General features: G+C 70.6%; 17 protein-coding genes and 1 pseudogene. 8 read left to right on the top strand and 10 right to left on the bottom strand.

Annotated features, from left to right (window positions below):
• Positions 1–6 precede the first annotated feature (6 nt).
• The 3 genes from AC1DTW_RS15535 to AC1DTW_RS15525 form a co-directional block, all read right to left on the bottom strand.
• Complete coding sequence (locus tag AC1DTW_RS15535) at positions 7–1062, bottom strand: 2-oxoacid:ferredoxin oxidoreductase subunit beta (RefSeq protein ID WP_477982130.1); 1056 nt, start codon at positions 1060–1062, stop codon at positions 7–9.
• Complete coding sequence (locus AC1DTW_RS15530) at positions 1059–2912, bottom strand: 2-oxoacid:acceptor oxidoreductase subunit alpha (protein ID WP_477982128.1); 1854 nt, start codon at positions 2910–2912, stop codon at positions 1059–1061. Before AC1DTW_RS15530 ends, AC1DTW_RS15535 begins: the two co-directional genes overlap by 4 nt.
• Before the next feature lie 592 nt (positions 2913–3504).
• Complete coding sequence (locus AC1DTW_RS15525) at positions 3505–5343, bottom strand: FAD-dependent oxidoreductase (RefSeq protein ID WP_477982127.1); 1839 nt, start codon at positions 5341–5343, stop codon at positions 3505–3507.
• Between the two features lie 247 nt (positions 5344–5590).
• Here AC1DTW_RS15525 and AC1DTW_RS15520 point away from each other — a divergent pair, with 247 nt between their 5' ends.
• The 6 genes from AC1DTW_RS15520 to AC1DTW_RS15495 all read left to right on the top strand — a co-directional run bounded on the left by AC1DTW_RS15520 (position 5591) and on the right by AC1DTW_RS15495 (position 12601).
• A complete protein-coding gene (locus AC1DTW_RS15520; protein ID WP_477982126.1) occupies positions 5591–6796 on the top strand; it encodes an ROK family protein in 1206 nt (401 codons plus the stop codon).
• Entirely contained in the window at positions 6793–8349 is a 1557-nt protein-coding gene (locus AC1DTW_RS15515; protein ID WP_477982125.1) for a sugar ABC transporter ATP-binding protein, read from the top strand. The genes AC1DTW_RS15520 and AC1DTW_RS15515 overlap by 4 nt, the downstream gene beginning before the upstream one ends.
• On the top strand, positions 8330–9349 hold the full coding sequence (locus AC1DTW_RS15510; RefSeq protein ID WP_477982124.1) for an ABC transporter permease: 1020 nt from the start codon (positions 8330–8332) through the stop codon (positions 9347–9349). Before AC1DTW_RS15515 ends, AC1DTW_RS15510 begins: the two co-directional genes overlap by 20 nt.
• Positions 9350–9417: 68 nt before the next feature.
• Positions 9418–10374 (top strand): substrate-binding domain-containing protein, encoded by a 957-nt coding sequence (locus AC1DTW_RS15505; protein WP_477982123.1) that lies wholly within the window; start codon positions 9418–9420, stop codon positions 10372–10374.
• A 23-nt stretch (positions 10375–10397) separates the two neighbouring features.
• Entirely contained in the window at positions 10398–11417 is a 1020-nt protein-coding gene (locus tag AC1DTW_RS15500) for a sugar phosphate isomerase/epimerase family protein (RefSeq protein ID WP_477982121.1), read from the top strand.
• On the top strand, positions 11414–12601 hold the full coding sequence (locus AC1DTW_RS15495; protein WP_477982120.1) for a Gfo/Idh/MocA family protein: 1188 nt from the start codon (positions 11414–11416) through the stop codon (positions 12599–12601). Before AC1DTW_RS15500 ends, AC1DTW_RS15495 begins: the two co-directional genes overlap by 4 nt.
• Positions 12602–12614: 13 nt before the next feature.
• Here AC1DTW_RS15495 and AC1DTW_RS15490 read toward each other — a convergent pair whose 3' ends face one another.
• The 4 genes from AC1DTW_RS15490 to AC1DTW_RS15475 are packed head-to-tail and all read right to left on the bottom strand — an operon-like array spanning position 12615 to position 15621.
• Positions 12615–13910 carry an FCSD flavin-binding domain-containing protein gene (locus AC1DTW_RS15490; RefSeq protein ID WP_477982119.1) on the bottom strand — a complete coding sequence of 432 codons (1296 nt, stop codon included), beginning with the start codon at positions 13908–13910 and terminating at the stop codon, positions 12615–12617.
• Positions 13907–14236: a c-type cytochrome gene (locus tag AC1DTW_RS15485; RefSeq protein WP_477982118.1), complete on the bottom strand. Its 330-nt coding sequence runs from the start codon at positions 14234–14236 to the stop codon at positions 13907–13909. The genes AC1DTW_RS15490 and AC1DTW_RS15485 overlap by 4 nt, the downstream gene beginning before the upstream one ends.
• The gene (locus tag AC1DTW_RS15480) at positions 14233–15063 is read right to left on the bottom strand and encodes a hypothetical protein (RefSeq protein WP_477982117.1); all 831 of its coding nucleotides are present in this window, start codon (positions 15061–15063) and stop codon (positions 14233–14235) included. The genes AC1DTW_RS15485 and AC1DTW_RS15480 overlap by 4 nt, the downstream gene beginning before the upstream one ends.
• A gap of 33 nt (positions 15064–15096) precedes the next feature.
• Positions 15097–15621: a LemA family protein gene (locus AC1DTW_RS15475; protein ID WP_477982115.1), complete on the bottom strand. Its 525-nt coding sequence runs from the start codon at positions 15619–15621 to the stop codon at positions 15097–15099.
• 110 nt (positions 15622–15731) lie between these two features.
• Here AC1DTW_RS15475 and AC1DTW_RS15470 point away from each other — a divergent pair, with 110 nt between their 5' ends.
• Positions 15732–16490, top strand: coding sequence for a sulfite exporter TauE/SafE family protein (locus tag AC1DTW_RS15470; RefSeq protein WP_477982114.1), 759 nt, complete (start codon positions 15732–15734; stop codon positions 16488–16490).
• A 6-nt stretch (positions 16491–16496) separates the two neighbouring features.
• Positions 16497–17180, top strand: a complete 684-nt coding sequence (locus AC1DTW_RS15465) for an ArsR/SmtB family transcription factor (protein WP_477982112.1) — start codon at positions 16497–16499, stop codon at positions 17178–17180.
• On the opposite strand, the gene queC is transcribed toward AC1DTW_RS15465, so the two are convergent.
• The 3 genes and pseudogenes from queC to AC1DTW_RS15450 all read right to left on the bottom strand — a co-directional run.
• Positions 17170–17874, bottom strand: coding sequence for a 7-cyano-7-deazaguanine synthase QueC (gene queC / locus AC1DTW_RS15460; protein ID WP_477982262.1), 705 nt, complete (start codon positions 17872–17874; stop codon positions 17170–17172). The two genes, AC1DTW_RS15465 and queC, sit on opposite strands and share 11 nt — an antisense overlap.
• Position 17875: 1 nt before the next feature.
• On the bottom strand, positions 17876–19159 hold the full coding sequence (locus AC1DTW_RS15455) for a glutamate-5-semialdehyde dehydrogenase (protein ID WP_477982111.1): 1284 nt from the start codon (positions 19157–19159) through the stop codon (positions 17876–17878).
• Between the two features lie 50 nt (positions 19160–19209).
• A pseudogene (locus tag AC1DTW_RS15450) lies at positions 19210–19631 on the bottom strand (hypothetical protein); the annotation flags it as partial.

Here is a 19631-nt window from a genome sequence, read left to right as displayed (position 1 = left end):
CGTCTGTCAGGCCAGCTCCGTGTTGATGGCCGCGAGCGCCGCGCTGCCGGGGCACAGCTGTGCGTCGGTCAGGCGGTTCAGCGGTGTCTCGACGGTGTTCAGGTGCTCGTGCAGATCGCGCGCGTCGCCGTCGACATACAGCAGCCCGGTCAGGATCTCGCCGCGCGCCTCGTGCGCGGCAATGTGCGCCATCGCGGCGAGCCGGTCGCCGGCATCGTAGCCGGCGCTCAGCTTGCGCAGCCGCAGCACGCTGCCGTCGTGCTGCGTGATCTCGATCACTTCGCCGGGCGCATACATCGCGGTGATCGCGTCGCGGTGCGGCATGAAGTCGAGCCGGTTCACGGCCTCGTTGTGGGCGCGCACGTAGTCGTAGCTCTTCGTGCTGCCGGCATGGTTGTTGAACGCGACGCACGGGCTGATCACGTCGATCAGCGCGGCGCCGTGGTGCCGCAGCGCGCCTTTCAGCAGCGGCACGAGCTGCTCCTTGTCGCCCGAGAAGCTGCGCCCGACATAGCTCGCGCCCATCTGCAGCGCGAGCGCGACCAGGTCGATCGCGGTGTCGGTGTTGACGACGCCCTTCTTGCTCTTGCTGCCGGCGTCGGCGGTGGCCGAGAACTGGCCCTTCGTCAGGCCATAGACGCCGTTGTTCTCGACGATGTAGGTCATGTTCACGCCGCGCCGCATCGCATGCGCGAACTGGCCCAGCCCGATGCTCGCGGAATCGCCGTCGCCGCTGACGCCGAGGTACAGGAGCTCGCGGTTCGCCAGGTTCGCGCCGGTCGCGACCGAGGGCATGCGGCCGTGCACGGTGTTGAAGCCGTGCGAGGCGCCGAGAAAGTAGTCGGGCGTCTTGCTCGAGCAGCCGATGCCCGAGAGCTTGGCGACGCGGTGCGGCTCGATCTCGAGCTCCCAGCAGGCCTGCACCAGCGCGGCCGAGATCGAGTCGTGCCCGCAGCCGGCGCACAGCGTGCTGATCTTGCCTTCGTAGTCGCGGCGCATGAAGCCGAGCGCGTTCTTCGGCAAGGTTGGATGGTGCAGCCTGGGCTTCGCGAGGTAGGTCATGCGGCTTGCCCCTTCTTCAGAATCGGCGCGACGTTGTTCGCGCGCACGTGCGCCGCGATCGCGTCGGTGATGAAGCGCGCGGTGATCGGCGTGCCGTCGTAGTGCAGCACCGGCGTCAGCCGCGCCGGGTCGACCTGCTGCTCGGTGACGATCAAGGTGCGCAGCTGCGCATCGCGATTCTGTTCGACGACGAAGACCGTGTCGTGCGCCGCGATGAACGCGTCGACCGCGGCGCTGAACGGGAACGCCCGGATGCGCAGCACGTCGACATGCACGCCCTGCGCCTGCAGCGCGTCGAAGGCCTCGCTCATCGCCGGGCTGGTCGAGCCGAAGTGGATCACGCCGGCGCGCGTCGGCCGCGCCGCCTGGCGCACGACCGGCTGCGGCACCAGCTCCTTCGCGGTCTCGAACTTGGTCAGCAGGCGCTGCACGTTGTAGAGATAGTCGGGGCCGGCTTCGGAGTAGCGCGCGTAGGCGTCGCGCGTCGTGCCGCGCGTGAAGTAGGCGCCTTTCTCGGGATGCGTGCCGGGGTAGGTGCGGTACGGGATGCCGTCGCCGTCGACATCGAGGTATCGGCCGAAGTCACGACCGGCGTCGAGCTCGGCGGCGCTCATCACCTTGCCGCGGTCCATCGGCACCGCGTCGTTCCACTCGAGCGGGTCGCACAGGCGGTGGTTCATGCCGATGTCGAGGTCGGTCATCAGGAACACCGGCGTCTGCAGCCGGTCGGCAAGGTCGAGGCACTTCGCGGCGAACTCGAAGCATTCCTTCGGGTCTTCCGGGAACAGCAGCACATGCTTGGTGTCGCCGTGCGAGGCATACGCGCAACTGATGATGTCGGCCTGCTGCGTGCGCGTGGGCATGCCGGTGCTCGGGCCGCCGCGCTGCACGTCGATGATCGTCACCGGGATCTCGGCGAAGTAGGCCAGGCCGATGAACTCGGTCATCAGCGAGACGCCCGGTCCCGAGGTGCAGGTGAACGCGCGCGCCCCGTTCCAGCCGGCGCCGGTGACGATGCCGATCGAGGCGATCTCGTCCTCGGCCTGCACGATCGCGAACTTGTTCCTGCCGGTGGCCTTGTCGACGCGCAGCCGGCCGCAGTACTTCTGGAACGCCTCGGCGACCGACGACGACGGCGTGATCGGGTACCAGGCGCAGACCGTCGCGCCGCCGTACACGCAGCCCAGCGCCGCGGCCGCGTTGCCCTCGACGAAGATGCGCTTGCCCACTGCGTCGCGGCGTTCGATCTTCAGCCCGAGCGCATCGTCGAAATACTCGCTGCCGTGGTGCAGCCCCATCATGAACGCGTCGAGGTTGGGCTGGATCAGTTTCGCCTTGCCCTTGTACTGCTCGCCGAGCAGCGTGGCGATCACCTCGGGCTCGATCCCGAGCATCGCCGCGAGCACGCCGACGTAGACGATGTTCTTCAGCAGCTGGCGCTCGCGCGGGTCGGCGTAGCGGGTCGCGCAGAGGTCGGCGAGCGGCACGCCGAGCAGGTGGATATCGTCGCGCAGCCTGGCCGGCGGCAGCGGCTTGCTGCTGTCGTACAGCAGGTAGCCGCCCGGCTCGATCTCGGCAACGTCCTGCGCCCAGGTCTGCGGGTTCATCGCGACCATCAGGTCGACCCCGCCGCGTCGCCCGAGGTAGCCCTTTTCGTTGACCCGCACCTCGTACCAGGTCGGCAGCCCCTGGATGTTGCTCGGGAAGATGTTGCGCGGACTGACCGGCACGCCCATGCGCAACAGGCTGCGTGCGAACAGCTCGTTCGCCGAGGCCGAGCCCGAGCCGTTGACGTTCGCGAACTTGACGACGAAGTCGTTGGTGGCTTCGATGCGGGGTTTGCTTTTCATCTCAGTTGCTCCGTTGGAGCGGCAAAGGCGAGAGCGGGCAGGCCGACGAGGGCTGAAGCCGCGCCCCGACTGCGTCGGGGTGCCCTGCGCTGCTCACTCCGCAGGGCAAGTCCGCAAACTCGGCCCGAGTACGGGCCTCAGACACGCGGACTTGGCGCGCAAGCGCGCCGACCCTGCTGCGCTGCGCTGCTCGGCGCTGGCTTCTTGATGCCCTCGCCAGCCTGCCCGCTCTCGCCTTTGCGGAACCGTCGAGGCGTCTCTTCCGGGAACGCCACGGCGGGTGGGCTTCGCGGCAGGCGGTACCCGGTGCGGGCGATTTCTGTGGCGACGAGCAGCGCAGGGCCGGGGTCGGCACGCGTGCAGCGCGTGCTTCGTGGTCTGACTCGCCGCGGCTGTTTGAGTGCAGTGAGCGCAGCGAACGGAGCGAGTTCTGCGGCGCGACCGTGGACCGAGCAGCGCAGTGCAGTCGGTGCGCAGCACCGACCGCCACAGCATGAGCCCGCACCGGGTACCGCCTGCCGCGACGCGTCGAGCGTCGGAAGGGGCGGGCCCTCACAAGCAGCCGCAACGACATCCAACGCCGAGATTTCATTCAGGCCGCCTTCGCGTGATGTTCGCGGCAGCCGCGGCCCGCCTGGGTCTGATCGATCATGAACTTCTGCATGTCCCACGCGCCGGTCGGGCAGCGCTCGGCGCACAGGCCGCAGTGCAGGCAGACGTCTTCGTCCTTCACCATCACGCGGCCGGTCTTCAGCTCGCTCGAGACGTACAGCGCCTGGTCGGCATGGCGCGCCGGCGCGCGCAGGCGGGTGCGCAGATCGGCCTCGTCGCCGTTGCCGGTGAAGGTGATGCAGTCGGTCGGGCAGATGTCGACACAGGCATCGCACTCGATGCACTGGCCGGTGTTGAACACCGTCTGCACATCGCAGTTCAGGCAGCGCTGCGCTTCCTTCCACGCCGCCTGCACGTCGAAGCCGAGCTCGACCTCGACCTTGATGTTGCGCAGCGCGGCGTTCACGTCGCGCCACGGCACCTTCAGCCGCGTGTCGCCGCTGACCGCGTTGTCGTAGCTCCACTCGTGGATGCCCATCTTCTGCGACACCAGCGTGACGCCCGGCGCCGGCCGCACGCTCACGTCTTCGCCGTGGAGGAACTTGTCGATCGAGATCGCCGCGGCATGGCCTTGCGCGACGGCCCAGATGATGTTCTTCGGGCCGAGCGCCGCGTCGCCGCCGAAGAACACCTCGGGGCGGCTCGACTGCAGGGTCACGTCGTTCAGCACCGGCATGCCGTGCTCGTTGAACGCGACGCCGATGTCGCGCTCGATCCACGGGAACGCGTTCTCCTGGCCGACCGCGACCAGCACCTCGTCGCACTCGAAGACCTGCGCGGGTTCGCCGGTCGAGACGAGTTGCCGGCGGCCGTTCGCGTCGCGCTGCGCGCGCACCTTGTCGAAGCTCATGCCGGTGAGCTTGCCGTGGCCGTCGTGCAGGAATGCGGTCGGCACGAGGCAATCGAGGATCGGGATCGCCTCGTGCGCGGCGTCTTCCTTCTCCCACGGCGAGGCCTTCATCTCGTCGAACGGCGAGCGCACGATGACCTTCACGTCCGCGCCGCCGAGGCGCCGCGCGCTGCGGCAGCAGTCCATCGCGGTGTTGCCGCCGCCGAGCACGATCACGCGCTTCGCGATGCGCGTCACATGGCCGAACGAGACCGACGACAGCCAGTCGATGCCGATGTGGATGTGCGCGGCGGCCTCGCCGCGGCCGGGGAGCTTCAGGTCGCGGCCGCGCGGCGCGCCGGAGCCGACGAAGACGGCATCCCAGCCGCCGTTGCTCGTGTCCTCGAGCAACGCCCGCAACGATTCGATGCGGGTGCCGGCCCGGAACTCGACGCCCAGCTTCAGCACGTAGCCGGTTTCCTCGTCGATCACCTCTTCGGGCAGGCGAAAGCGCGGGATCTGCGAGCGGATCATCCCGCCGGCCTTGGCATCGCTGTCGAACACCGTGACCGCGTAGCCGAGCGGCACCAGGTCGCGTGCGACCGTCAGTGCCGCCGGGCCCGCGCCGACGCACACGATGCGCTTGCCATTCTTGACCTGCGCCGGCCGCGGAAAGCGGTCGGAGATGTCGTCGTCCTTGAAATCGGCGGCGACGCGCTTGAGCCGGCAGATCGCGACCGGCTCGGGCTTCGCGGCCTGCGCCTCCTCGACGCGGCCGCGCCGGCAGGCCGGCTCGCAGGGCCGATCGCAGGTGCGGCCGAGGATGCCGGGGAACACGTTCGACGCCCAGTTGACCATGTAGGCGTCGGTGTAGCGGCCGGCCGCGATCAGGCGGATGTATTCGGGGACGGGGGTGTGGGCCGGGCAAGCCCACTGGCAGTCGACGACCTTGTGGAAATAGTCGGGGGCGTGGATATCGGTCGCTTGCAAGAAGACCCTTTCCGCGCGCTCGTGCCGGTGCTTGTGCCACCGGGCCAACGCGCTGTTCTGCGGTGTATTCATGCTAGGCCGGGCGCCGCCCGATGTCAGCCGGGTTTGCGCCAGTGCGCGAGCGACCATTTAGTTAAAACCGAATCAGGTCGAAGATCGCGCTTGCGCGGCTGAAGTCCGACTCCTACCATTTCCGCCACCGGGGCCGCAGAGCCCGAGCCGGAACAACCACCAGGAGACGCAATCGATGGGCCGTTGGGCGCAGCTGTCGGCGAACGAACTGAGCGTGCTCGAGGGCGTGTTCTGGTCGCATGGCCCGTCGCGCGAGGCGCTGTCGGCGCAGCTCAATTTCTCGAAGACGCGCGCCAACGCCGTGGTCGCCGGGCTGATCGAACAAGGCTGGCTCGACGAGATCGGGCTGCGCGCGTCGTCGGGCGGGCGCCGCGCCGAAACCCTGCAGCTGCATCGCGGCCTGGGCGTGCTGCTGTGCGCCGACCTCGGCGCCACCAGTGTCGAGGTCGCCGTGCTGACGCCCGACCTGCAGGTGCTCGCGCGCCACGGCGAGTCGATCGACGTGCGCGACGGCCCCGGCATCGTGCTGTCGCGCATGCGCACGCTGATGCGCGAACTGCTCGCGCGCGGCGGCATCAAGCCACGCCAGGTGATCGGGATCGGCGTCGGGGTGCCCGGGCCGGTCGATTTCGCGAGCGGCCAGCTCGTCGAGCCGCCGCTGATGCCGCGCTGGGACAGCTACTCGATCCGCGACGACCTGCGTGCCGATTACGAAGCGCCGGTCTGGGTCGACAACGACGTGAACCTGATGGCGCTCGGCGAGCTGTGGCGCCTGAAGCGCACGCTGCCGAACTTCCTCGTCATCAAGGTCGGCACCGGCATCGGCTGCGGGGTCGTCTGCCACGGCGAGGTCTATCGCGGCGCGAACGGCTCGGCCGGCGACGTCGGCCACATCTGCGTCGCACCCGACGGGCCGCGCTGCCACTGCGGCAACCTCGGCTGCGTCGAGACGATGGCGGCCGGGCCGGCGATTGCGCGCCAGGCGGCCGAGGCCGCGCAGGGCGGGCGCAGCGCGATGCTGGCCGAGCGCCTCGCCGAGCAGGGCCAGCTGACGCCCGAAGACGTCGGCCAGGCGAGCCGTGCCGGCGATGCTGCGGCCAACGCGATCGTGCAGGGCTCGGGCATGCTGATCGGCCAGATGCTCGCGTCGGTCGTGAACTTCTTCAACCCGTCGCACGTGTTCGTCGGCGGCGGCGTCACGCGCATCGGGCCGCTGTTTCTCGCGGCACTGCGGCAGAGCGTCTACCAGCGCTCGCTGGCGCTGTCGACGCGGCACCTGGAGATCCTCGGCACGCCGCTGGGCGACCAGTCCGGCCTGATCGGCGCCGGCGTGCTCGCGATGCAGGAAGCGCTGCGCGGGCGCGGGAAGGTGCTTGCATGACCGCCGTCGCGTTCGACCACATCGTCAAGTCCTTCGGCCCGGTCCAGGTGCTGCACGGCGTCAGTTTCGAGATCGCGCCGGGGCGGGTGATCGGGCTGCTCGGCGAGAACGGGGCCGGCAAGAGCACGCTGATGAAGATCCTCGCCGGCTACGAGCGCTCGAGCGGCGGCGCGTTGCGCATCGACGGCGAGGCGCTGAGTTTCGACGGCCCGCGCGCCGCCGAGGCGCGCGGCATCGTGATGATCCACCAGGAGTTCGCGCTCGCCGAGGATCTGACCATCGCGCAGAACATCTTCCTCGGCCACGAGAAGACGCGCGGTCTGATGGGGTTCCTTCGTGCTGCGCACCTCGGTACGCGCCCTTCGGGCGGCCGGGCGGGCGCGTGGCTCGACGACGCCGCGATGCGCGTCGAGACCGTGCGCGTGCTGCGGCAGGTCGGACTGAACGCGAACCCCGACACGCTGGTCAAGCGCCTGATCGTCGCCGAGAAGCAGCTGGTCGAGATCGCCAAGGCGCTGCAGCGCAAGGCGCGACTGCTGATCATGGACGAGCCGACCGCGACGCTGACGCCGGGCGAGACCGAGCGCCTGTTCGCGCTGATCGCGCAGCTGAAGGCCGACGGCGTCACGATCGTCTACATCTCGCACAAGCTCGACGAGGTCGAACGCGTGACCGACGAGATCGTCGTGATGCGCGACGGCCGCTTCGTGACCCGCGCGCCGACCCGCGACGTGACGCGCCGCCAGATGGCGAATCTGATGGTCGGCCGCGACCTCGCCGACCTGTACCCGGCCAAGGATCCGCGCCCTGACTCGTCCGCGAGCGCGCCGCCGCTGCTTTCGGTGCAGGGCCTGACGGTGCCGGGGTGGGCGCGCGACGTGAGCTTCGAGGTCGCGCCCGGGGAGATCCTCGGCTTCGCCGGGCTCGTCGGTGCCGGGCGCACCGAGTTGTTCGAGGGCCTGCTCGGGCTGCGGCCGCACACCGCGCGTCGCATCGAGATCGCCGGTCGCGCGGCGCGGTTGCGCAGTCCGCGCGAGGCCGCCGACCAGGGCTTGACCTACCTCAGCGAAGACCGCAAGGGCAAGGGGCTGCATGTCGACTTCGGGCTGCGCGAGAACCTGACCCTGATGGCGCTGCGCCGCTATGCCGCGCCCTGGCTGCGCCCCGAGGCCGAGACGGCCGCGCTGAAGGCGGCGGTCGCGGATTTCGGCATCCGCACCGGTTCCCTCGCGATCAGGGCCTCGTCGCTGTCGGGCGGCAACCAGCAGAAGCTCGCGCTCGCGAAGGTGCTGCATCCGCAGCCCAAAGTGATCGTGCTCGACGAGCCGACGCGCGGTGTCGACATCGGCGCCAAGCGCGACATCTACTTCCTGATCCAGCGCCTGGCCCGCGAAGGCCGCGCCGTCATCGTCGTCTCGAGCGAGCTGATGGAGCTGATCGGCATCTGCCACCGCATCGTCGTGATGCGCGGCGGCGTGCAGCAGGCCACGCTGGGGGTCGACGAGCAACTCACCGAAGAGGTCTTGATCGCTCATGCCACCGGAACACACTGAAGCACAACCGGACCGCGGCGGCGCCGCGCTGCGCGAGGGCGCGCGCGCGTGGTGGTCGCGCGTGCACGGCATCGGGCCGATCCTCGGGTTGGTGCTGCTGTGCCTCGCCGGCGGGCTGCTGAACGCCGATTTCGCGACGCTCGACAACGCCATGAACGTGCTCACGCGCACCGCCTTCATCGGCATCATCGCGGTCGGCATGTGCTTCGTGATCATCAGCGGCGGCATCGACCTGTCGGTCGGTTCGATGGCCGCGCTGATCGCCGGCGGCGTGATCCTGATGATGAACGCGCTGGGTGACAAGGGGCTCGCGCCGGTCCTCGTCGTCGCGCTCGGCGCCGGCTTCGCGCTGCTGCTCGGCGCGGTCTTCGGCCTCGCGCACGGCCTGCTGATCACGCGGGGCCGGATCGAGCCGTTCATCGTCACGCTCGGCACGCTCGGCATCTTCCGCGCGGTGCTGACGTATCTGTCGAACGGCGGCGCGATCACGCTCGACAACACGCTCGCCGATGCCTATGCGCCGGTCTACTACGGCGCGCTGCTCGGCGTGCCGGTGCCGGTGTGGGTCTTTCTCGTCGTCGCGCTGCTCGGTGCGCTGGTGCTGAACCGCACCGCGTACGGGCGCTACGTGCAGGCGATCGGCTCGAACGAGCAGGTCGCGCGCTACGCCGCGGTCGATGTCGACCGCATCAAGCTGCTGACGTATGCGCTGCTCGGCGTCTGCGTCGGCATCGCGACGCTGCTCTACGTGCCGCGCCTGGGCTCGGCCTCGCCGACGACCGGGCTGCTCTGGGAGCTCGAGGCGATCGCCGCGGTGATCGTCGGCGGCACCGCGCTGAAGGGCGGCGCCGGCAGCATCACCGGCACCGTGATCGGCGCGGTGCTGCTCTCGGTGATCAGCAACATCCTGAACCTCACCAGCATCATCAGCGTCTACCTGAACGCGGCCGTGCAGGGGGTCGTGATCATCGTCGTCGCGTTCATGCAGCGGCGGCACTAGGCGCTCCTTTCGAGTTTCTTCCCGCAGCCCGGTGCTGCACTTTCATCAGCCACAGACGGAGACAAGAAATGAAATTCATCACCCGCAGAACCGTTCTCGCGTTGGCGCTCGCCGCGAGCAGTGCCGGCGCGCTGGCGCAGAACAAGGTCAACCTCGGCGTCGCGATTCCCGCGGCGACGCACAGCTTCACCGCCGGCATCGTCTGGTGGGCCAACGAAGCGAAGAAGGAGCTCGAGAAGAAGTACCCGGATCTGAAGGTCACGGTCAAGACCGCCGCGAACGCGGGCGAACAGGCGAACCAGCTGCAGGACCTGCTGACGGTCACGAAGATCAATGCGCTGGTCGTGTTCCCGTTCGAATCCGCGGCGCTGACCAAGCCCGTCGCGCAGGTCAAGAGCAAGGGCGTGTACGTCACCGTCGTCGACCGCGGCCTGACCGACGAGTCGGCGCAGGACGCCTACGTCGCCGGCGACAACACCGCGTTCGGCCGCATCCCGGCCGAGTTCATCGCGAAGCAGCTGAACGGCAAGGGCAACATCGTCGCGCTGCGCGGCATCGCGACGACGCTCGACAACGAGCGCATGGACGCGTTCAACGCCGTGATGAAGAACCACCCCGACATCAAGCTGCTCGACGCGAAGTACGGCAACTGGAACCGCGACGATGCGTTCAAGGTGATGCAGGACTACCTGACGCGCTTCAAGCAGATCGACGCGGTCTGGGCCGCCGACGACGACATGGCGGTCGGCGTGCTGAAGGCGATCGACCAGGCCAAGCGCACCGACATCAAACTGGTGTTCGGCGGTGCCGGCGCGAAGGGCGCGATCAAGACGCTGATGGACGGCAGCGATCCGCGCATCCAGGCGAACGTCTCGTACTCGCCGAAGTTCATGTACGACGCGATCAAGCTGACCGCCGAGGCGCGCCTGAAGGGCGAGAAGCTGCCGGCGAAGACGATCATCCCGTCGGTGCTGATCACCAAGGCGAGCGCGAAGGAGTTCTACTTCCCCGACTCGCCGTTCTGAGGACAGTTGAAGGAGAACCCGCCATGGCGCGCCCCATCACGCTCTTCACCGGCCAGTGGGCCGACCTGCCGCTCGCCGAGCTCGCACCGCTGGCCCAACGGATGGGCTACGACGGCCTCGAGCTCGCGTGCTGGGGCGACCACTTCGACGTGCGCCAAGCGCTCGCGTCGAAGCCATACCTGGACGACAAGCGCGCGCTGCTCGACGCGCACGGGCTGCGCTGTTTCGCGATCGGCAATCACCTCGTCGGCCAGGCCGTGTGTGATCCGATCGATGCGCGGCACGAGGCGATCCTGCCGGCCCATGTGTGGGGTGACGGCGATCCCGAGGGGGTGCGCCAGCGCGCTGCGCACGAGCTGAAAGACACCGCGCGCGCCGCGGCCGCGTTCGGCGTCCCGACCGTCACCGGCTTCACCGGTTCGTCGATCTGGCATTCGGTCTACGGCTTTCCGCCGACGACGCAGGCGTATTGGGACGCAGGCTTCGCCGACTTCGCGCAGCGTTTCGGGCCGATCCTCGACGCGTTCGACGAGGCCGGCGTGAACTTCGCGCTCGAGGTGCACCCGACCGAGATCGCCTTCGACATCGCGACCAGCGAGCGCGCGCTCGCCGCGGTCGGTGGCCACGCGCGCTTCGGCTTCAACTTCGATCCGAGCCACCTCGGCTACCAGGGCGTCGACTACATCCAGTTCATCCGCCGCTTCGGGCCGCGCATCTTCAACGCGCACATGAAAGACGTGTGGTGGGGCAAGGGCGACGGCAGCGTCGGCACCTTCGGCGGCCACACCAGTTTCGGCGACCCGCGCCGCGGCTGGGACTTCCGCAGCGTCGGCCGCGGCATGATCGACTTCGAGTCGCTGATCGTCGCGCTCAACGATGTCGGCTACGCGGGGCCGTTGTCGGTCGAGTGGGAAGACAGCCGCATGGACCGCGTGCACGGCGCCACCGAGAGCGCCGCGTTCTGCCGGCGGCTCGACTTCAAGCCGGCGCAGGGCGCGTTCGACGCGGTCTTCGACAAGAGCCGGCAGGCGCCAAGGACATGAGCGACGGCCTTGCGGATCGGCAGCTGCCGAATCGACGTTTGCGGTATGCCATGGTCGGCGGCGGCCGCGACGCCTTCATCGGCGCGGTGCACCGCCACGCGATGGCGCTCGACGGGCACTACGAGCTCGTCGCCGGCGCGCTGTCCGCGTCGCCCGAGAAGGCCCGCGCGTCGGGCCGTGACCTGCACCTGGCCGACGCGCGCAATCATGCGGCATGGCAGGCGCTGCTCGAAGACGAGCTGAAGCGGCCGGCCGACGAACGCATCGACCTCGTCAGCATCGTCACGCCCAATCACGTGCACTACGAGGTCGCGCGCGCCTTCGTCGATGCCGGCTTTCATGTCGTGTGCGACAAGCCGCTGGTGCACACGAGCGCGCAGGCCGACGACCTGGTCGCGCGCGTCGCGCAGCGCGGCACGCTGTTCGCGGTGACCTACAACTACACCGGCTACCCGATGGTGCGGCAGGCGCGCGAGATGGTGCGCGCGGGCGCGATCGGTGCGGTGCGCAAGGTCATCGTCGAGTACCACCAGGGCTGGCTCGCGACGCAGCTCGAGGCCGGGGCGAACAAGCAGGCCGGCTGGCGCACCGACCCGGCGCGCAGCGGCCTCGCCGGCGCGATCGGCGACATCGGCTCGCATGCCGAGCACCTCGCGCTGACCGTCACCGGCCTCGAGATCGAGAGCCTGTGCGCCGAGCTGACGAGCTTCGTGCCGGGCCGCCGGCTCGACGACGACGGCAACCTGCTGCTGCGCTTCGCGAACGGCGCGCGCGGCGTGCTGATCGCGTCGCAGATCGAGGTCGGCAACGAGAACGACATCCGCCTGCGCGTGTTCGGCGAGCGCGGCATGCTCGACTGGCGCCAGGAAGAGCCGAACCACCTGGTGCACGCGCCGATCGACGGCCCGCGGATGATCCTGACCCGCAACTCGCCGTGGCTCAGCGAGCCCGCGCGGCGTGCCTGCCGCCTGCCGGCCGGGCACCCGGAGGCGTTCATCGAGGCGTTCGCGAACCTGTATGTCGGCGTCGCGGCCGACATCCGTTCACGCCTGGCGCACGGCGTGCCGGCCTCGGCCGAAGACGCCGATTACCCGCGCATCGAAGACGGTGCGCGCGGCGTGCGCTTCATCGAGAAGACGGTCGAGTCGGCGGCGAGCGCGCAGAAGTGGACTTCGATGCGCTGAGCCCGAACCGCGTTCAGCCCAAGGTGTCGGCCCAGATCGAGCGCGCCCAGCTGAACGCGAGCGCCGCTTCGAGCTCGTTCGGCGCCGCCGACAGGCCGCCCGAGCCGGGCACCGGCACGAAGGTCTTCTCGGCCGCCGCGTACCCGTGCACGCTCGCGATGTGCACCGCGCGGGTGTCGTCGACGAAGCTGTAGCAGGTGTTGCTCAGCATCGGCGCGGGGTCGGGCTCCCAGTCGTTCAGCTCGGCGACGATCGCTGCCGCGACGACCTTCGCGTGGCTGTTCGCCATGTGCCCGCTCTTCGGCATCAGCGAGGCGATCTGGATCGAGTCGCCGATCACGTGGATGTGCCGCGCCGCGGTCGATTCGAAGTTCAGCCAGTTCACGTTGCACCAGCGCGCGTTCGAGTTCGCGAGGCCGGTCGCGACCGCGATCGCGCCGGCGCGCATCGGTGGCAGCACGTTCAGCACGTCGGCGCGCACGTCGTCCTGGATCTCGAACTTGACGCTGTTCGTCGCCGCGTCGACGGCGATCGCCTTGTGCTGCGGCCGGTACTCGAGCAGGCCCTTGTACGACTCGGCCCAGACACGCTTGAACAGCGCGCCTTTGCTCGTCACGTCTTCGTTCGCGTCGAGGATCAGCACCTTCGACTTCGGCTTCGCGGTCTTGAAGTAGCTCGCGACCAGCGACGCGCGCTCGTACGGCCCGGGTGGGCAGCGGTACGGCGCCTCGGGGATCGCGATCGCGAACACGCCGCCGTCCGGCATCGCCTGCAGCTGGCGGTGCAGTGCGACCGTCTCCGCACCGGCCTTCCAGGCCTGCAGGATGCGGCCCGATTCGCTGGCGGCGCGCAGCCCGGCGACCCCGTCCCAGATCATCTCGACGCCCGGCGCGAGCACGAGCTTGTCGTAGCGCAGGCTGGCGCCGGATGCGAGCACCGCGACGCGCTGGACCGGGTCGATGCGCGCGACGCGGTCGCGCACGACGCGCACGCCGTGCAGCGCGGTCAGGCTGTCGTAGGGTCGCGTGATGTCGTTCATCGTGCGGCTGCCGCCGACGACAAGGTTCGACAGCGGGCACGAGACGAATGCCGCCTCGGGCTCGACCAGCACGACATCGAGCTTGTGCTGCGAGAGCAGGCGCAGGTACTTCGCGGCCGTCGCGCCGCCGTAGCCGCCGCCGACGACGAGCACGCGCGCGCTGTCGGGCGCGCCGATCGCGCCCACCGCGCAGCCGGCCGGGCCGAGCGCCGCCAGGCCGCCGAGTGCGGCGGCCGCGCCGGTGCGCTTCAGCAGGTCGCGGCGCTTCATGGTCGGCTCGATGCCGCGGCGGGCCACGCGAAGTAGGCCGCGAGCTGCGCGATCTGCGCGTCGCTGTAGCCCTTCGCGAGTTGCGGCATCACGCTGCCGGGCCGCACGCCGTTCTTGAAGGCCTGCATCTGCTCGGTCAGGTAGGGCGCCGGCATGCCGGCCAGCGTACGCATCGCGACGCCGGGCGGCGTGTGGCCGTCGGTGCCGTGGCATTGCGCGCAGGTCGCCGCGAGGCTGCGCGCGCGCAGTGCCGCGGCGTCTTGCGCGGCCGCAGGACCGGCGGCCGACAGCGCGGCGGCGAACAGCAGCGAACCGGGTTTGATCATGGGGGCGTCTCGTGGGCCGGGAGCGTGTAGTGTCGCGCCAGTTCGGGCGGCAGCGGCGAATCGAGCAGCGCGCAGCTCAGGCGCAGCGCATCGGCGGCGCCGTCGCCGAGGCGGTCGAGGGTGCTGTGCTGCAGCGCTGCGTCGACCCAGCCGCGGGTGAGCGCCGGCCGCTGCATCGACGGCAGCGCCTGCAGTTGCCGCAGCGCGCGCACGAGACCCTCGGCGTGCGGCGGCGTGCAGGGCGGGATCGGCCCGCGCCACCGCGCCATCGCCGCGTCGTACCAGGCGATGCCGGGCGCGGCCGCGTCCGGTGCGTCGGCGGCGTCGATCGGCACCATGCGCGACAGGAACGCGCTGTAGGTCGCGATCGCCACCACATCCCGCCGCGGCAGCTGCGCCAGATCGCTCGCCGCGGCGCCGCGCGCGCCGCTGCCGGAGGCGCTGCCCAGGCGCCGGCGCATCTCGAGCCAGTGCAGCCGGTCGATCGGCCGCACGGCGCCGCGCGCGGCCATCACGCGGCGCGTCGCTTCGAGCAGCTGCCGGCGCGCCGCGGGCGACTGGCGGCGCATGCGCGAGACCAGCGTCTCGAACCACGGCAGCCGCGCGCGGCCCGAGAGCTGACGCGCGTAGGCGAGCAGCGCGCGCGCCTCGGGCGTGTCGTCGGTCTCGATCTCCCAGGCGCGCGCGGCGCGCCGGCTGTCGGGCGGCAACAGCAGCGCGAGCACCGCAGCCTGCAGTTCGAGCGCGCCATTGACGCGCGACAGGTGGAAGATCGCGCGGCGCTCGGGGTCGACCTCGTCGGCGCTGGCGCTGGCGATGTCGGTCATCGGGTGGCCTCGCGGTTCGGGTGTCGGGCGTTGTCAGAGCGTTGCGGCGCTGCGAAAGCCGAACAGGCCGACCAGCAGCAGTGTCGGGAACTGTCGCACCGCGTGGTTGTATTCGAGCACCGCGGTGTCGAACTGGCGCCGCGCGAACGCGAGCGTCGCGTCGCTGGCCTGCAGCTGCGCCGTCAACGCCGCCAGCTCGCTGCCCGGCGCGCTCTGCACCGGCAGCCGCGCGCGCGCCTCGGCGAGGATGCCGTCGGCCAGGCGCAGGCTGGTGATCGCGCCGGTCGCGCCGGGGCGCAGCTTCGCGTGCGCGCAGGCCGCGTCGACCTGCCCACAGGCCGCGCGCAAGGCCTCGATGCGCGGCGCGGCGTGGGTCAGCAGCGGCGCGAGCGCGTCGAGCAGCTGAAGCAGCAACGCATGGCGCGCGCGAAACTCCGCGTCGACCGGCGCAAACTGGCGCACGATCGCGCCGCGCAGCCGAACCAGCCGGTTGTAGGCGCCGACGCTCCAGAACAGCAGCACCGCTGCGACGCCGACGATGACTTGGGTGGTGGTCATGGGGCCGCACTCTACGACAACGCACGCGCGATGCTTCGATGCAGAGCGAAGCATTTGTGAGCGGCTGCATTCGATCATCCGGGCATCGACAACAATCCGGCTTTGGCACCATGTCCGATGCTCCCGCTCCGATCTTTTTCGCACTCGTCGCCGGCGTGTTCGCGCTCGGCGGCTTCGTCAAGGGCGTCGTCGGCCTGGGCCTGCCGACGATCGCGATGGGCCTGCTCAGCGTGCTGATGCTGCCGGCGCAGGCCGCGGCGCTGCTGGTCGTGCCGTCGCTGATCACGAACCTGTGGCAGATCGGCGGGCCGGGGCTGGCCGCGCTGTTGAAGCGGCTCGCGCCGATGCTGCTCGGCGTCTGCGCCGGGGCCTGGGCGGGCGCCGGCTGGTTGACCGGCCAGGGTGCGTCGCTCGCGAGCCTGGGCCTGGGTCTGGCGCTGCTCGCCTACGCCGCGCTCGGGCTGCTGCACTGGCGTCCGCGCGTGGCGCCGGCGCACGAGGCCTGGCTCGCACCGCTGGTCGGCCTCGCGACCGGCCTGGTCACCGCCGCGACCGGCGTGTTCGTGATCCCGGCCGTGCCCTACCTGCAGGCGCTCGGCATGGAGAAGGAAGAGCTGGTGCGTGCGCTCGGCATCTCGTTCCTCGTCTCGACGATCGCGCTCGGCATCACGCTCGGCAGCAGCGGTGCGCTGCAGACCGGCGCGCTCGCCGGTTCGGCGCTCGCGCTGCTGCCGGCGCTGGCCGGCATGGGCGCGGGCCAGTGGCTGCGGCTGCGCGTGCAACCCGAGACCTTCAAGACGATCTTCTTCTGCGGCCTGCTCGCGCTCGGCGCGTACCTCGCGGTGCGCAGCGCGCTGCACCTGGGCTGACCCGACATGACCTCACCCGAACCGCGTTTCGCGAAAGTCGCCGCGATGATCGGCGACCCGACCCGCGCGCGCATGCTGGCGGTGCTGATGGGCGGCGAGTTCCTCGCGGCCGGCGAGCTCGCGAGCGCTGCCGGCGTCAGCGCACAGACCGCGAGCGCGCACATCGCGAAGCTGCTCGACGCCGAACTGGTGGTGCTGCGCACGCAGGGGCGGCACCGCTACGTGCGGCTCGCCGGCGAAGAGGTTGCGCATGTGCTGGAGGCGCTGTCCTTCGTCGCCGAGCGCAGTGTGAACGCCGACAAGTGGCAGCGCGGCGCCTACAGGCCGCTGAAGGCAGCGCGCACCTGCTACCGGCACATCGCCGGCGAACTCGGCGTCGCGCTGTTCGAAGGGCTGCTCGCGCGCGGCACGCTCGCGGCGCGCGACGGCCACTACGCGCTCAGCGCGGCGGGGCGCGACGAGCTGGGCGCGCTGGGCATCGAGCTGCCGGGCGAGGCCACCGACGCGCGCCGCTTCGCGCACGCGTGCTTCGACTGGTCGGAGCGGCGCGATCACCTTGCCGGCAGCCTGGCGGTCACGCTGCTCGATCACAGCCTTGAACAAGGTTGGCTGCGGCGCACGAAGGACTCGCGCGCCTTGCTGCTCACGCCACCCGGTGCGCAGGCACTCGCGCCGTGGCTCAGGCCGTGAGCCAGCGCTCGTAGCCGGCGCGCCGCAGCGCGCAGGCCGGGCACGCGCCGCAGCCGTAGCCCCAGGCATGGCGCTGCGTGCGCTGGCCGAGGTAGCAGGTGTGGGTGTGCTCGATGACCAGCTCGACCAGCGGCGTGCCGCCGAGCTGCTCGGTCAGCGCCCAGGTCTGCGCCTTGTCGAGCCACATCAGCGGCGTGTCGATCGTCATCGGCGCGTCGAGCCCGAGGCTGATCGCGACCTGCAGCGCGCGCAGCGTGTTGTCGCGGCAGTCGGGGTAGCCGGAGAAGTCGGTCTCGCACATGCCGCCGACCAGCACGCTCGCGCCACGGCGGTACGCGAGCGCGGCGGCGAAGTTGAAGAACATCAGGTTGCGGCCCGGCACGAAGGTGTTCGGCAGACCTTGCGCGCTGATCTCGATCGCGCGCGCGTCGGTCAGCGCGGTGTCGGAGATCTGGCCGAGCAGCGCGAGGTCGAGCAGGTGATCGTCGCCGAGCCTGCGCGCCCAGTGCGGGAACTGCGCCTGCAGCGCGGCGCGCACCCGTGGCCGGCATTCGAGCTCGACCGCGTGGCGCTGACCGTAGTCGAAGCCGATCGTCTCGACATGTGCGTAGCGTTCCAGCGCCCAGGCGAGGCAGGCGGTCGAATCCTGCCCGCCGGAGAACAGGACCAGCGCATGGCGCGGGTCGCTTGCCACATCAAGCACCGCGAATTTCGCCTTGGCCGAGGACGATCCACTTCATCGACGTCAGGCCTTCGAGACCGACCGGGCCGCGCGCGTGGAACTTGTCGGTGCTGATGCCGATCTCGGCGCCGAGGCCGTACTCGAAGCCGTCGGCGAAGCGGGTCGACGCGTTGACCATCACGCTGGCCGAATCGACCTCGCGCAGGAAGCGCATCGCGTGCGAGTGGGTCTCGGTCAGGATCGCGTCGGTGTGGTGCGAGCCGTAGCGGTTGATATGGGCGATCGCCGCATCGAGGCCGGCGACGATCTTCACGCTGATGACCGGCGCGAGGTATTCGTCGGACCAGTCCTGCTCGGTCGCCGCGGCGAGCGCCAGGCCCGGCACCGGGCGCAGCAGCGCGAGCGAGGCCGCATCGCCGCGCATCTCGACGCCCTTCGCAGCGAACAGCGCGCCGAGCGGCGGCAGGAACGCGGGCGCGATCGCCGCGTGCACCAGCAGCGATTCGGCCGCGTTGCACGGGCTGTACTTCTGCGTCTTCGCGTTGTCGGTCACGCGCAGCGCGAGTTCGAGTTCGGCGCTCGCGTCGACATACACGTGGCAGTTGCCGTCGAGGTGCTTGATCACCGGCACCTTCGCTTCGCGCGCGACGCGCTCGATCAGGCCCTTGCCGCCGCGCGGGATGATCACGTCGACCGCCTCGGGCGAGCCGATCAGGTAGCCGACCGCGGCGCGGTCGGTCGTCTGCACCAGCTGCACCGCGTCGGGCGGCAGGCCGGCGTCGACCAGCGCCGCCTGCACCAGCTGCCACAGCGCGAGGTTCGAGTGGATCGCCTCCGAGCCGCCGCGCAGGATCGCCGCGTTGCCGCTCTTGATCGCCAGCGACGCGGCCTCGATCGTGACGTTCGGCCGGCTCTCGTAGATCATCCCGAACACGCCCAGCGGCACGCGCATCTGGCCGACCTGGATGCCGCTCGGGCGCCGGCGCAGGTTCGTGATCTCGCCGATCGGATCGGGCATCGCGGCGATCTGCTCGCAGCCCTGCGCGACGGTCTCGATGATCGCGTCGCTCAGCTTCAGCCGATCGACCAGCGGCGCGGCCAGGCCGGCCTGGACGGCGGCATCGACATCGAGCGCGTTGGCGCGGCGCAGCACCTCGGGCGCGGCGCGCAGCCGGTGCGCGAGGGCGAGCAGCGCGGCGTTCTTCGCGGCGGTCGGCGCCGCGGCCATGCGTGCGCTCGCGGCGCGCGCGGCCGCGCCCATGTGGGCGATCACGGCTTGCAGGTCGGTCGAGGTCATCGCGCGATTGTCGCAAACCGGGGCTGATCCTGCCCGGCGCAGCCCGCCGGTCAGTTCACGCGGTCGGTCTGGCGCAGCAGCACGCACTGCGGGTGCAGCGACCAGCGTTTCGACTGGCACTGCTGCAGCATGCAGCGGTACAGCGCGAACTCGGTCCGGCCTTCGCAGGCGCTGCGCGGATTGGCGGCGACCGGCGTCGCGGCGGCGGTGCGTGTCGACCGCGTCGGTGCTGCGGGGGTCTGGCGCCGGCCGGCGGCGGGGGACTCGCCGGCGAGCAGGCGCGCCGGGTCGGGTGCGGCGGCCGAAGCGGGTTCCGGCGTGGGCGGCGTGGCCGCTGCGACGGTTGTCGGCGGTGGCGCCGCCGGCTCGGTTGGCGCCCGGGCGGGGGCGGGCTCCGGCGCCTGGGCCTGAGCCCGCGTCGGGGGCGGTACCGATGCGGCCGGCGTCGGTGTCGCTGGCGTCGGTGCCGACG

This window comes from Rhizobacter sp. P5_A1, from assembly GCF_056400745.1.
Note: the sequence above shows the minus strand (reverse complement) of the source record. Positions and strands in the feature narration are given on the sequence as shown.

Bases quoted from the DNA above. Each gene is read 5' to 3' on its own strand.
- AC1DTW_RS15470 (WP_477982114.1), top strand. From the start codon at position 15,732: ATGTCCGATGCTCCCGCTCCGATCTTTTTCGCACTCGTCGCCGGCGTG.
- AC1DTW_RS15530 (WP_477982128.1), bottom strand. From the start codon at position 2,912: ATGAAAAGCAAACCCCGCATCGAAGCCACCAACGACTTCGTCGTCAAG.
- AC1DTW_RS15485 (WP_477982118.1), bottom strand. From the start codon at position 14,236: ATGATCAAACCCGGTTCGCTGCTGTTCGCCGCCGCGCTGTCGGCCGCC.
- AC1DTW_RS15500 (WP_477982121.1), top strand. From the start codon at position 10,398: ATGGCGCGCCCCATCACGCTCTTCACCGGCCAGTGGGCCGACCTGCCG.
- AC1DTW_RS15495 (WP_477982120.1), top strand. From the start codon at position 11,414: ATGAGCGACGGCCTTGCGGATCGGCAGCTGCCGAATCGACGTTTGCGG.
- AC1DTW_RS15455 (WP_477982111.1), bottom strand. From the start codon at position 19,159: ATGACCTCGACCGACCTGCAAGCCGTGATCGCCCACATGGGCGCGGCC.
- AC1DTW_RS15490 (WP_477982119.1), bottom strand. From the start codon at position 13,910: ATGAAGCGCCGCGACCTGCTGAAGCGCACCGGCGCGGCCGCCGCACTC.
- AC1DTW_RS15510 (WP_477982124.1), top strand. From the start codon at position 8,330: ATGCCACCGGAACACACTGAAGCACAACCGGACCGCGGCGGCGCCGCG.
- AC1DTW_RS15535 (WP_477982130.1), bottom strand. From the start codon at position 1,062: ATGACCTACCTCGCGAAGCCCAGGCTGCACCATCCAACCTTGCCGAAG.
- AC1DTW_RS15515 (WP_477982125.1), top strand. From the start codon at position 6,793: ATGACCGCCGTCGCGTTCGACCACATCGTCAAGTCCTTCGGCCCGGTC.
- AC1DTW_RS15475 (WP_477982115.1), bottom strand. From the start codon at position 15,621: ATGACCACCACCCAAGTCATCGTCGGCGTCGCAGCGGTGCTGCTGTTC.
- AC1DTW_RS15465 (WP_477982112.1), top strand. From the start codon at position 16,497: ATGACCTCACCCGAACCGCGTTTCGCGAAAGTCGCCGCGATGATCGGC.
- AC1DTW_RS15480 (WP_477982117.1), bottom strand. From the start codon at position 15,063: ATGACCGACATCGCCAGCGCCAGCGCCGACGAGGTCGACCCCGAGCGC.
- AC1DTW_RS15505 (WP_477982123.1), top strand. From the start codon at position 9,418: ATGAAATTCATCACCCGCAGAACCGTTCTCGCGTTGGCGCTCGCCGCG.
- AC1DTW_RS15520 (WP_477982126.1), top strand. From the start codon at position 5,591: ATGGGCCGTTGGGCGCAGCTGTCGGCGAACGAACTGAGCGTGCTCGAG.